This window comes from Parasphingopyxis sp., assembly GCF_052168295.1.
Lineage (GTDB): Bacteria > Pseudomonadota > Alphaproteobacteria > Sphingomonadales > Sphingomonadaceae > Parasphingopyxis.
Genome location: NZ_JBQLZN010000089.1, coordinates 260320 through 273302 on the forward strand (window position 1 = coordinate 260320; position 12983 = coordinate 273302).

Sequence of the window (12983 nt, forward strand, 5' to 3'; positions counted from 1 at the left end):
GCTCAGCTTACGATCTCTTCGTCGCCCGTGAGGAGTAGCATCCGGTCGATCACCAGGCCGATGATCAGCGCGATCGTCGCGAAAGCCATCGGGAAAAATATCGAATATGCCTCGCTTTGAAAGGTCGGGATCATGGCCGAGCGCATCCATTCGATCATATGTGCGACCGGATTATACGCCATATATCCACGCACGCCGCTCGGCAGCTGCTCGAGCGTAAAAAAGATGCCGGAAAGCAGCCAGACCGGCCGGCTCATATATCCCCAGATATTCGGCCAAATGGGCAAGACACGCGCAAGACTGGAACTCAAGAAACAACAACCCAGAGTGAAATAGAACAAGCCGAGCGTCGCCAGCAGGAGCTGCGGTGGATCGCCGAAGAACCAAGTGGGAGAAACGCCGATCAGCAAATTGAGACCGACCAGGAACAGCATGAACACCACGACCGTCGTCGCTGCCTCCAGCAACAAACGACCGATTACGACGTCTGCGGGCATGACCTGCGGGTAGGTCAATAGACCGAGGCTCGCGCTGATCGCGTTCGCTGCCTGTCCAACCGAGCCGCGCCAGAAAAACAGGGGTACGATCGCCGTCACGAAAAACACGCTTATCGGCGCAGGAACCGGCGATGTGCGGCCGAGTAGAGAGAATATGCCGACAAAGACTGCAAGCGTAGCCAGTGGGTCCACGATCGCCCATGCATAGCCGATATTCGAGCTGCCGTAGCGCGTCCGCGATTCCCGTATCATGATCGCGAAGATCACGCGGCCCATTATCGTAAGCGATTCCCGCAATTCGGCAAACCATGCCGCGCTGAACGGCGCCCGGTGCGTCTGTTCGCTCGGAAGTTTTTCTTCCATCGCGATCACACCGCCTTTTTCGGTTGCCCGATGCCGGTGTAACGGAGGCCGGCCTGATTGGCCTCATCGGCCGAATAGATGTTGCGCAAGTCGACGAGAACCGGTTGGTTGAGGATGTCCGTCACGCGCTTGAGGTCTAGCGCGCGAAACTGATCCCATTCCGTCACGATGACCAGCGCATCGGCGCCATCGGCCGCAGTGTAGGGATCGTCGCAGAAATCGACATTTTCCAGCACCAGCTTCGCCTGTTCGGTGCCCTCCGGGTCATAGGCCCGGATCTTGGCGCCTTCGTCCTGCAACGCCTGGACGATCGAGATCGCCGGCGAATCGCGCATATCGTCGGTATTGGGCTTGAACGTCAGGCCGAGCAGCGCGACTGTCTTGCCTCTCACATCACCATTCATCGCCTTGACGACCTTGCGTCCCATCGCCCGCTTTCGGGCATCGTTGACCTTGACCACGGATTCGACGATCCGCAGCGGCACCTGCGCGTCCTCAGCCGTCTTCAGCAACGCCAGCGTGTCCTTGGGAAAGCAGGAGCCGCCATAGCCCGGCCCCGCATGCAGGAACTTCGGTCCGATCCTGTTGTCGAGCCCGATGCCGCGCGACACGGACTGGACGTCCGCGCCGACTTCCTCGCACAGATCGGCCATTTCGTTGATGAAGGTGATCTTCGTCGCGAGAAAGGCGTTCGCCGCATATTTGATGACCTCGGCCGTACGCCGCGTCGTGAACAGTAGCGGCGCCTTGTTGAGGTTGAGCGGCCGATAAATGGCCTCGAGCACGTCGCGCGCGTGATCGTCTTCCACGCCAACAACGATGCGGTCGGGATGCTTGAAATCGGCTATCGCCGCGCCTTCGCGCAGAAACTCCGGGTTCGAGGCAACGGACACTTCCGCGTCCGGGGCGGTCTCGCGGATCAGCCGCTCGACCTCGTCGCCCGTTCCCACCGGTACGGTCGACTTGGTTACCACCACCGCCGGGCCGGTCAGCGCCGTGGCGATTTCCCGGGCTGCGGCATATACATAGGACAGATCGGCATGGCCGTCACCGCGGCGAGACGGCGTACCCACGGCGATGAACACCGCATCCACGCCGTCCACGGCCTCGGCCAGATCCGTCGTAAAGCTGAGCCGGCCGCCGCCTACATTATGCTCAACGAGGCCCTCCAGCCCCGGTTCATAGATCGGCATCACGCCATCACGCAGCGCGGCGATCTTGTCCGCATCCTTGTCGACGCAAACAACCTGATGACCGAAATCCGAGAAACAGGCGCCGGACACCAGACCAACATAACCGGTGCCAATCATCGCAATACGCATTGTGAAATCGTCCCAACAAAAAACGGGCCGCTGTTACACTACCCTCTGCGCGGGCGCCACCCCGGCGGAAATCGGCAATCGCCTACAACTGCTTGAGGAGCAACCGGTAAACTTTTTCGATCGATACACCATCCCTGGTGCGCACGGCTACCGAACCGCGCGGCCTCTTTACCAGTTCGCGAACGGCCGCATTCCAATCGCCGTCGTCCGGGAGGATCGACTGCGCATCGGCGTTCCAACCGGACTGAGACGCCCAGGCCGAATCGGTCGCAAGAACGGAACAGCCCAATGCGACCGTCGTCCGCAAGAGGGCAGGAACGTCCGAACCGAGCGCCTCGCCCTCGAGACGGGGAAACACCGCCAGGTCGAAACCGGCCAGCAGCGCCGTCCAGCGTTGCGGCGGCGGGTTTCCGGCGAAATGCACGCGATCGCCGATCGAGAGACGCCGCGCCTCGCGCGCAAACCGCTCCGCGCCCGCGCCGCTTCCGACGACGATGAGCTGCGTATCCTCGTCGTCAACTGCCGCAGCGGCGAAAGCCTTCAGACCGCGCAGCAGCCCAGGATCGTCATCCAGCGCAGCTATGAAGCCGATCGTCTTTACGCCGGGCCTTGCACCATATTCGACGATTGCCGCGGTAACAGCGTCTTCATCGACGCTTTCCCGCGTTACATCCTCGACATCGGTAACAATCCGGTGCGCGATACCCAGTTCGTCGAGCGCGTCGGCCATTGCCCGGCTGCGTGTGACTATCGCATCGCAGCCCTCTGCAAGTCCCTTCAGGCGGATCGCCGCTGCCCGGGCACGCGCGCTGCCAGGCAGGACGATCAGCGCGGATGGCGGGAGCGCGAGGTCGAGGATGATCTGGCACCCGGCGGCACGGGCATCGGTAGCCGCCTGACAGCCCATTTCGAGCGAGTCCGCGAAGATATGGACGAGGGCGAAATCGTTGAGATCCTGGTCCGACGAAAGCTCGATAACGGAGACAGCCAAATCGATCGGAGCGATTGCAGCCCGGGCTTGCGCGACTTCAGGCAGCCCCTTTCCACGCGGCGAACAGAGGATTGCGAGACCGGACCGGCCATCTGCAGGCTCATCTACCGGAGGCCCCGGTAACGTCCAGCGCCCGCGCTCCAGCAGCGCCGCGTCCTCTTCGATGAAAGCGCACATCCGAAGCTGTGCATCGGAAAGCGTCAGGGCATCGCGAAACTGTGCGATCAACCGCGCGGGTTCCGCGACAAGACCGGCCTCGTACAATCGGACGGCCACCGAAAACAGGCGATGGTCTCCGGCAAAGAGCGCGACGGCGTCCTCTGCGATTCGCGCGGCCAGCACCGGATCGTCGTCGAGCATGCGGTGCGCCAGCTCGGCCAGCGCGCGTGCCTTGCTCTCCGGCGCCGCATCTTGCGTGGACACCCATTCCGCCGCGGCCTGCACTCCCTCGTCCTTGGCCCGTTCGAGCGCGGGATCGACGAGCGCGAGCAGCGCCGCCGGATCCTCGGCGAAACTGTTGGGCACGCGCTCGCGTCGCTTGGCCTTCTGTTTGACCCGCAATTGCCGGATCCGCCCGGGCAGCGCCAGCAGCCCTTTCACGCTGCGCGCCTCGATCAGCGCCCGGCCAAGCCCATAGGCCAGCGTCCGGCGGGCATTGATGACCCGATGCTCGAGCAGCCGCTTCTCCGCCTTGAGCGCAAGCAACTGCCGCTCCGCCGCTTCGCGCGCGGCGCGTTCTTCTTCCAGCGCGCGAGCGATCGCTTCGGGCTCGTCATCGCTGTCCATATCGTCCGTGATGGCGTCTATCCTCTTGTCCCTGCTGGGTCTCTATTCCTCCGCCCGCTCCCGTGGCAAGCGTGGTGCGTCCATCCCGGCATGGCGGAACATCCATGCGGCGCGATACGCATAACGCTGCGCGCCCAGCAGTCCGCCCTCCGCATCGCGGCTGAGCGAACCCGATTGCCAGCGCGCGACCAGCAATACGGCGGGATCGCGATAGATCGACTTCTTCCCCCCGATCATCTCGAGCCGCGCCAGCATCTCGGTGTCGGCACCCGTCGCTACTTCCTCGAAGGGGCCCGCCGCCATCAGCGTGTCGCGGCGCAGGCACATGGTAATCGGCACCGGCCGCACGATGGGAAAGACTCGAGGCGCAACTGGCCGGCCCGCCTCGTCCATCCGGATATGATTGGAAATGGCCACGGCATGATTGCGCAGCCCGGCAAGCTGCCGCTCGATCCGCTCGACCGGCGACCAATCGTCCGCGTCGAGAAAGGTCACATATTCGCCAGTTGCGGAATCTATGGCCGTATTGCGCGCGCCATAAACGCCGGGATCGCGAGCATTGGCGAGCGTCACGATCCGATCGTCCGTCCTCGCCAACCGGGCGGCCAGCGCCGGACCTCCATCATCGGATCGATCGTCCACGAGGAGGATTTCGACATTGCGCCAGCTCTGCCGGGCGATCGACATAGCCGCGGTTTCGAGCGTTGCCTCCGCATTACGATAGGGAATGACGACCGAGACTTTCGGTCCCGCGCCGATCGGTGCCCCTTCGCCCGCAAGCTCGTCGATGGTGTGGGGACTGTCGCCATCCGCGAGCGGCGCGCCAAGACCGTCAGTCGCGAACATGGCGTTAAGCGCGCGACGCGCTGCACGGAAATCATCGGTGCCAATGGCCACAGCCGCCTCGATCGCCGCCGCCTCGCGCGAAGCGGACCGTGCTTGACGCACCAGGCCGGCAGCCTGTTCAGGCGAACCGAGCGCCAGGTGGCAGGCCGCGCGTGCGAGATAATCGTCCGGCGCAAGCAGCTCCAGCGCCGCATGGCAGTCCTGGAGAGCGATCAGCTTGGCCGCCAGCTTGCGATGCGCAGGCCCAGCAGATGCGAGCGCCGTGCGCGTCGCCGCATCCGCCTGGCCGAGCGCGGCCTTGGCGAGGTTCCGGCCCAATTCCGCCTTCGCATCGCCGCCGGAATATTCAAGCGCCAGCGGATACAGCCCGAGACGCGCGAGCACATAGGGATCGGCCGGTGCGCCGCGCAGCGCCGCCCAGTGCAACGTCCGTCCCGCCGCCTTGCGCGCCGCCCATATCCGGATCGGCGATAGCGAAGACGCCGCGAGCCGCGCCAGCAACCGGTCACTCAACAGTCGCGGCAGAGCCCCTCTCCTTCGCCAATTGCGGCGCGCTTCGCCGCATCCTATTGCAGCGCTCGTGACTGGCAGTTTACCCGCCCCCGCGCAACGCCCGGCTTGGCAGCCGATGGCGGACATGCTGAGCCGTGCGCTTGCCCAGGGCACCCTCGATCCCGTCGTCTCACACATGCCCGAAAGCGGCGCTCTGGCGGAGGCTGCCACGCTTCTCAAGGAAGCCGAGCGCGGCGTCTATTCGAGCTGGCTGCTTTCGCGCGCCATCGATCTTTGTGTTCAGCACCCCGATAGCGCGCGCCTGCAATGGCATGTCGGCAAGCTGACCGACCTCATGGAAAACCGGGACAGCGCGCGACTCTGCTGGCGTGGCATTGCCGAAAGATTTCCCAATTCTTTCAATATTATACCGGAATATTATCGGATCGTTTTGGAGACTTTCGGTGAGTCCGTCGCCTCGCAACTTCTCGTAAGCTACGCGCGAGACTCAGCCACGTCCGCGGATCCCGAACGCGCGATACTGATTGCCCGATGCAGGGCGATCGGCGGCGATATGGACACCGCCCTCGCCGCACTCGACGCGGCGAAAGCGGATAAGGATTGGGATGTGCGGCTGGCGATCGAGAAAGCGAAGCTGCTGCGCAAATCGGGCCGGTTCGACGACGCGATGACGCTGGTGCGCATGCCCGGCGTGGCGGCGGCCGCCCCCGCGCTCGTGAAAGATATAGAGCGGGCCATGCGGGTGTTCGACGGCCGACACGCCGATGGCCCCCCGTCCGTCGTCGCGCTCGAAATGCTGCTCGAACAATCCCTGCAACGCCGCGCCGCTTCGCCGCCCATCCGGGCGCGCAACGCCTTGGGCGGTATTGTGCTGATCGGCGGTACGCTCGGCGGCGGCGGAGCGGAGCGGCAATTGGCCAATACGGCGCTTGGTCTGTCCGAACGGGCGAGGCATGGCGACCGGCTCCACGGCCCTGTCAGCATATTCTGCCGCAAGCTCGATCGCAGGCGCCGCAACGATTTTTACCTGTCCCGGCTGGAGCGGGCGGACATCCGGGTCGCCGATTATCTCTCGGCCAGGCCATGGGGCGGCGACAGGACGTTGAGCGCTGCGGGCGCCTCGGCCGATCTCGTCGCCGCGCTGCCGGAGAGAATGCGGGAAGGCGTGGTCCGGCTCACCGATATCCTGCGACACGAAGCGCCGGAAGTCGTGCAGATCTGGCAGGACGGGATGATCTTCGCCGCTGGCCTCGCCGCGCTGATGGCTGGCGTTCCCCGCATCGTCCTCAATGTGCGGACCATGCCGCCCAACCGGCGTACGGATCGGCAAAGGCCGGAGCAACAGACGCTCTATCGCGGTTTGCTCAGGGCCGAGGGCGTGTCGCTGACCGCGAATTCGCGTATCGCGGCGCGGGCCTATGAGGAGTGGCTGGATCTGCCGCGCGGCAGCGTGCTGACGATTGCCAACGGCGTTTCGCCGCTGTCGGTCGAGGCAGCGGATACCGAGGAAGCGATGTGGCAACGCTTCGGCGCCGAAACGGGCGGTAACGGTTTCGTGCTCGGCGGGGTCATGCGGTTCGACGACAACAAGCGACCTCTGCTCTGGCTCCAGATCTGCGCCGCATTGGCGCCGCGATTGCCCGATGCCCGCTTCGTTATCGCCGGGCACGGCCCATTGCGGCCTGCGGCCGAGGAGTTGGCGAAAAGTCTCGGCATTCTGGACCGCACGCTATTCGTCGGGCGGACATCGCATGTCGGTTTCTGGCTCGGCAAGATGGACGCGCTCGCGCTGACGTCGCGCCACGAAGGCGTGCCCAACGCGTTGATCGAGGCGCAGCTGGCGGGTCTGCCCGTGGTCACGACGCCGGCCGGCGGCGCGCCCGAAGCGGTGGCGCCGCATCGCGCCAATCTTGTTCTCGCGGACGCCGAGGACCCCGATGCCTATGCTGCGGCGGCGCATATCGCGGGACTCGCGGCGATGGACGGCAAGCAGCGGGACGACATTGGGAACGCAGTGCGGAACTGGGCGACCGACCGCTTTTCCCTATCCGCAATGGTCGACCGGACGATCGACATCTTTTCCGTACGCTAGGCGCCGCACGCAAAAAAGGGCCGATCGCGAGACCGGCCCCTCTTCGTGTTGCGGCTTGCGCCGATCCTTACATGCCCGGAAGTTACATTCCAGGTCCGTAAGTGATCTCGACGCGGCGGTTCTGCTGTTCGCGAACCCCGTCGGCCGTGTCGACCAGCGGACGGCTTTCACCGAACGCTTCGCTCGACATCGCACCGTCCGGAACACCGCGCGATGCGAGATAGGCTCGGACCGAGGCGTTACGACGCTCGGACAGGCCGACGTTATACGTGGCCGAACCCGAACGGTCCGCGTGACCAGCCAGCATGACCGAAGTCGGGCACCGACCGGTCTGGTACTGGGCTGCAACCGCATCGAGCACCGATGCCGCATCCGGACGGATGTCCGACTGATCCCAATCGAAGAAGACCAGGAACGGACCCGGCTCGCACGGCGGCGGAGGCGGAGGAGGTGGCGGCGGAGGTGGCGGCGGAGGCGGAGGTGGCGGCGGAGGCGGAGGCGGAGCGCTCGGTCCCCCGAAATTGAAGGTCAGCGTCGCCAAAAGGCTGTGCGAGCGGAAATCGGCCTCGGTGCGCGTATTGGCCGCGCTGCGGAAAACGAGATCGTGGACGTTGAAGTAGCGATAGCGCAGCCCAAGATCGATCGACTCGCTGACCGGGAACCGGACATCGGCCAGGAGCTGCCAGGCGAATTTCGAATTATCGTCGTCGATCAGCACTTGCGGGCCGCCGACGCCGAGACCGTCGATACCGACAAAGGCCGCGCCGACCCCGCCACCGATCGATCCGCCGATGCCGTCTTCGCCGCCGAAGTCGAACAGCGCATTCGCCATGCCGCTTGTGACATTGACGGTACCGCTCGCCGATCCGTTCGGTGTGATCTGCACGTCCGGAAGACCCGGTGTCGTTGCGGGTATCGTGATCGGCCCGCCGCTGAGCTGGTCGAAACCGGCGCGCTTGAACGCAGCCTCGGCCTCGAGCCGGAGCCACCCGAAATCATATCCGAGAACGCCGCCGACATCGAAGCCGAGATCATGTTCGATTTCGAACGAGCCGAACCGCGTACTCTGATTCTGGTTGAGCAGGTCGGCGGTCTCGTCCTGCGGCATCATCACGCCGGCGCCGATACCGACATACCAATGATCGTCGCGCGCTGCCGCGGGACTGGCGATGACCGACGATGCTAAGAGCGTGGATAGGAGCAATCTGCGCATGGTGTTCCCCTGGATTCGGACTGCGGTGCGGCCCGCTTAATACCAGGCGATCAAGCATTCAAGTTATTGATTACATTATAAAATTTGTAGTATTTTGGTAATCGTGGCGACCCCGAAATGTCATGGAATCGTCATTCCCGATAAGCTGTTCCGAACAGACACAAAAAAGGGGCCGGTCGCGAGACCGGCCCCTCTTTCTTGTGGCTCGCGCCGATCCTTACATGCCAGGGCCGTAAGTGATCTCGACGCGGCGGTTCTGCTGCTCGCGAACCCCGTCGGCCGTGTCGACCAGCGGACGGCTCTCACCGAACGCTTCGCTCGACATCGCACCATCCGGAACACCGCGCGATGCGAGGTATGCACGGACCGAGGCGTTACGACGCTCGGACAGGCCGACGTTGTATGTGGCCGAACCCGAACGGTCCGCGTGACCAGCCAGCATGACCGAGGTCGGGCACCGACCGGTCTGGTACTGGGCTGCAACCGCATCGAGCACCGATGCCGCGTCCGGACGGATGTCCGACTGATCCCAGTCGAAGAAGACCAGGAACGGACCCGGCTCGCACGGCGGCGGCGGAGGCGGCGGCGGAGGCGGAGGAGGCGGCGGCGGAGGCGGCGGAGGCGGCGGCGGAGGCGGAGGCGGCGACCCGAAGTTATAGGTCAGCGTAACCAACGCGCTGTGCGACCGGATATCCGTGCTGTCCGACGTGCTGTAGAAGCTGTTCGTATCAACTTCGTCCTGATTGAACAGGCGATACTTCACGCCGATGTCGAAATTCCGGGAAAGCGGATAGCGAACGCCGGCAACGAGCTGCCAAGCGAAACCCGAGTCCGAATCATCGGTGTAAACCGGCGCGGCGTCCGTGACGCGGATGCCATCGAAGCTGGTGCGGGCGATACCGACACCACCACCGATGTAACCCTGGAAACCGTCATCATCGCCGAAGTCGAGAAGACCGTTGGCCATGAAGGCGAGAATGCGAACGCTGCCCTGCGCGCCGTTCCACTGGAACGGGTTGCCCGGAGGATTGCCGTTCGGGCCGCCCGGGTTGTAGTTCACGCCGCCATCAGCACGAGGCGTACCGGCGATTGGCAGACGCGAACCGAGATTCTGTTCGATCCCCGTCACTTCCGCGCGACGATAGGAAACGTCGGCTTCCAGCCGGAACCATCCGAAATCGTAACCCAGAATGCCGCCGACATCGAAGCCAGGCTCCGTGTTGACGCTGAAAGCGTTATTGGTGAAAACACCGGCCGAGTTGGTAACGTCGAAATCAGCGTTGCTGATCAACGTGCCACCGGCTTCAGCGCCGATGTACCAAGAATCATCGCGAGCCAGCGCTGGCGTAGCCGCCACGGTGAGCGCGGTTGTCGCGAGCGCCGCTTTGATGGCGAACTTGCGCATAACTTTCCCCTTTCTTACAAATTCCTAGCGTAGGAATACCAAAACCAATATCGAAACCAATGTATCCACGCAAGCGGACAATTGGCGTATCTGTTGCCAAAATGCCGCATCTGCGCAATCAAATGACAGACAAAGACCCGGCTTGGATCAACAACACAGTACCTAACGTCTCTATGCCGCGATGGTTGCATGCATGCAAGGAAAGTTGGTTATTTAATTGTGAGAATCGGCAAGATCATGTCCCGATAAGGCCATGAGCGCGCAAAGCCGCCAATATGCTCGCGATTCCGGCGCGCGCCTCCGCATCGATAACGCTACCACCACCGACATCCGAAATCGCCGGCTGTTGCGCGCCGACAACAGCGTTCCCTCCGATCCGCACCAGCGAGCCCGACAGTTCGCCGTCGATCCACTCCGTGCCAGTCCATCTGGAGATGATCTCAGCATCGCGCAGCCACACGCACATCGTTTCGACCGGCTCGACGAAGCGCCAGCCGCCGGACGTCCAGACGGCAAACCGATCGGCCTGGTCAGCCCAGTCGCCGGTCGGCGCGCTGCCGACGATCCATCCCTGGCCTATCGCCGGCGCCGGCGGCGGGACGTCTTCCCCGCGCGTTTCGGCCACGGCGTGTAACGCCGCATCGATCGTCGCCAGGGCTTCGTTGTGGAACAGCTCCTTTTGCGCTTGCCCCGGCTGGATGAACGGTAGCCCGAAACGGGCCGTGGAATCGGACATGCCGAATACTCCTTTGTATTATAGTGTGAATTGTGCGCGTGCGGGCGCGTGGGAATCGCCATGCGTCCCCTGCTGAACGACCGACAGGGTGAAGCTGGCCGCCATGTCCGCGCCGTCGTCGGTCTGCGCGGCTGCCGAATATGTGAGCGCCGGTTCGCCGACCTCCACGGTCCGCGCAGTCCCAAACTCCGGTTCGATAACAGCGCGCCAGGCCGGCTCTTCCTCGCCGAGCGGCACATCGCTTCCCGAAGTCCAGGCCCAACCGAGACGGCTGCGCCGCACCCAGCGAAATTCGACCGCACCGTCCGCCAGCCGCCGCGCCGTCAGGTGGACGGGAGCGGGCGGGCGGATCGAGCGGCCCGCGATAGTACCGCTTGCCGATACCGGCATGTCCTCATCGCCGAGGCCAGACGCCAACAGTTCGACCGGACCGCTGAGCGCTGAAATCGGCGTATCGAGCGCTTTCATCGTGGCGGCCTCAATGAAGACGAATCGCTCGCCCGGCACATGCGTCGCCATCGCCCATTCTGTGCCCCGCCGTCCGCGCAACAGGCGCGCGAGGCGGAACCGCCCCGCCCCCATCGCCTCGGCCGTACCGAACTGGATCAGCTCGTCGCCGAGCAAGGCCAGATTCGCCCCAGCAACCAATGCTTCGTCCGATACGGGCGACAGCCACATATCGTTGTGCAGCAACTCTATCTCTACAGTGGCCCTCAGATCGAGCAGCGCCGACTGCCCATCGCCGAGGGCATCGACAGCCTGGCCCATCGTAGCGGGCGGCGCGGTCCGTCCGAGCGATGCGAAACTCGCGCCGCCGTCATAGCTGACTTCGAGCGCCGCCGATCGCCAGCCGGGCGACGGGCCCGCGGCAGCGATCAGGATGCGCGGCGCGGTCCGAAGTTCGTCGTCGAGATTGGGGATATCCAATATCTCCAACCGCGTCGGCCCATGCTCCAGGTCCGGATCGGAGACAGCGCGCCCAGGCGCCGCGGTATCGGCGGCCGGCGCATCGGCCGCCTGCACCCGGATCAGGTCGAGCGTCACCGCCATCCGCTCCAGCGACACGCCCGCCACGCGCCAGACGGCCGAGCGGCCGGGAACGGACACCGTATCGCCGGGCCGCAGGTCCATGGCGCGGAACGGCAGCGAAACCGATGCGGTCTCACGCTCGGTCCACAGGCGCGCCAGCCGCGCTTCGGCGATCGCCTTGGCGCGCGGCGCGGACAGGGCGGACGGCAGATCGATGCGTTCGGCCGCCCGTCCCGGCCCACGGCGCCATGCCCGTTGAACCCCGGCCTGATAATCACGCGCCGGTTCATAGTAGCGAATGGCGACCTCGATGGGCGCCTTGCCCGCACCGCCGCGCTCGATCCGATAGCGCGGCCCGCCGGACTCGCCCCGTTCGGCGCCGAGCGATTCCGTTTCCAGCACGGTCGCTTCCGGTATCGCATCGGCAAAGCGCAGCGTTTCGGGATCGTGGACCTGGTGATGGGGCAACGCCGCGAACATGGTCTCCACCGCCGCACGGACATCGGCCCCGTGCGCCGCATAGCCGGACAGCGTGGCATCGCTGTCGGCGGCGACCTCCCCGGCGCTGATATCGGCGACGATGTCCGCGACGCTCACCGGACCGGCATCGGCTTCGACCTCGAAGGTCAGCGAGGGAATGCGATTGCCGAAATCGGCGAGCTGGAGATTTTCGAATATGGCGAGCGCGAGCCCGCGATAGGCCGGCGTGCCACCGGCGCCCTCGCCCGATGCGATCAGCGGATCGACCGCCTGATCCTCCGAGCCGAGATGCAGGCGGAAATCGGTTTCGCTCTTGAAGTCGCCGGCCGCGCCCCGCAGCAGTTTCCCGTCGGCCCAGATGCGATGGACGGCGCGGATCGGTCGAGCCGAGAGCGCCACAGCAAAGGACGCGCTATAACTATAGGTCGTCGTGCTCGGGCGGCCCTTGCCGCCGCCCTCGCGGTTCCGGTTTTCCTGGATATCGGTCGCCCAGATAACGGTGCCCGCCACGCGCATCGTGCCGAAGATGCGCGGGATGGGCGTACCGTAGGACGAGGTCTGCAACCTCAGATCGTTGAGGCGCGGTCCTTCCCGCCCGCCGGATCCGAACAGTTCGCCATCGATCTGTTGCCCGACGAACGCGCCGACCGCTCCACCGATCGGTCCGAGCAGCGCGGTGCCGACCGTGCCGAGTATCAATGTCGCCATGG

Annotated in this window: 9 protein-coding genes; 1 reads left to right on the forward strand and 8 read right to left on the reverse strand. The window is 64.6% G+C overall.

All coding sequences use genetic code 11. The features are described 5' to 3' along the window. Positions 1-2 precede the first annotated feature (2 nt). The 4 genes from ACTS1Z_RS15570 to ACTS1Z_RS15585 all read right to left on the reverse strand — a co-directional run bounded on the left by ACTS1Z_RS15570 (position 3) and on the right by ACTS1Z_RS15585 (position 5318). On the reverse strand, positions 3-773 hold the full coding sequence (locus ACTS1Z_RS15570; protein WP_442625387.1) for an ABC transporter permease: 771 nt from the start codon (positions 771-773) through the stop codon (positions 3-5). A 92-nt stretch (positions 774-865) separates the two neighbouring features. After that, entirely contained in the window at positions 866-2182 is a 1317-nt protein-coding gene (locus tag ACTS1Z_RS15575) for a UDP-glucose dehydrogenase family protein (RefSeq protein WP_442625388.1), read from the reverse strand. 82 nt (positions 2183-2264) lie between these two features. Continuing rightward, positions 2265-3959: a glycosyltransferase gene (locus ACTS1Z_RS15580; protein ID WP_442625389.1), complete on the reverse strand. Its 1695-nt coding sequence runs from the start codon at positions 3957-3959 to the stop codon at positions 2265-2267. 42 nt (positions 3960-4001) lie between these two features. Then, the gene (locus ACTS1Z_RS15585) at positions 4002-5318 is read right to left on the reverse strand and encodes a glycosyltransferase family 2 protein (protein WP_442625390.1); all 1317 of its coding nucleotides are present in this window, start codon (positions 5316-5318) and stop codon (positions 4002-4004) included. Between the two features lie 124 nt (positions 5319-5442). Between ACTS1Z_RS15585 and ACTS1Z_RS15590 the strand changes: the two genes are divergently transcribed. Beyond that, positions 5443-7410, forward strand: coding sequence for a glycosyltransferase (locus ACTS1Z_RS15590; protein WP_442625391.1), 1968 nt, complete (start codon positions 5443-5445; stop codon positions 7408-7410). Between the two features lie 82 nt (positions 7411-7492). Here ACTS1Z_RS15590 and ACTS1Z_RS15595 read toward each other — a convergent pair whose 3' ends face one another. The 4 genes from ACTS1Z_RS15595 to ACTS1Z_RS15610 all read right to left on the reverse strand — a co-directional run bounded on the left by ACTS1Z_RS15595 (position 7493) and on the right by ACTS1Z_RS15610 (position 12981). Continuing rightward, a complete protein-coding gene (locus ACTS1Z_RS15595) occupies positions 7493-8623 on the reverse strand; it encodes an OmpA family protein (RefSeq protein WP_442625392.1) in 1131 nt (376 codons plus the stop codon). Positions 8624-8840: 217 nt separating this feature from the next. Next, the gene (locus ACTS1Z_RS15600) at positions 8841-10028 is read right to left on the reverse strand and encodes an OmpA family protein (RefSeq protein WP_442625393.1); all 1188 of its coding nucleotides are present in this window, start codon (positions 10026-10028) and stop codon (positions 8841-8843) included. Between the two features lie 235 nt (positions 10029-10263). After that, positions 10264-10764 (reverse strand): DUF2793 domain-containing protein, encoded by a 501-nt coding sequence (locus ACTS1Z_RS15605; RefSeq protein WP_442625394.1) that lies wholly within the window; start codon positions 10762-10764, stop codon positions 10264-10266. Positions 10765-10782: 18 nt separating this feature from the next. Further along, positions 10783-12981 (reverse strand): phage tail protein, encoded by a 2199-nt coding sequence (locus ACTS1Z_RS15610; protein WP_442625395.1) that lies wholly within the window; start codon positions 12979-12981, stop codon positions 10783-10785. Between the last annotated feature and the right edge of the window lie 2 nt (positions 12982-12983).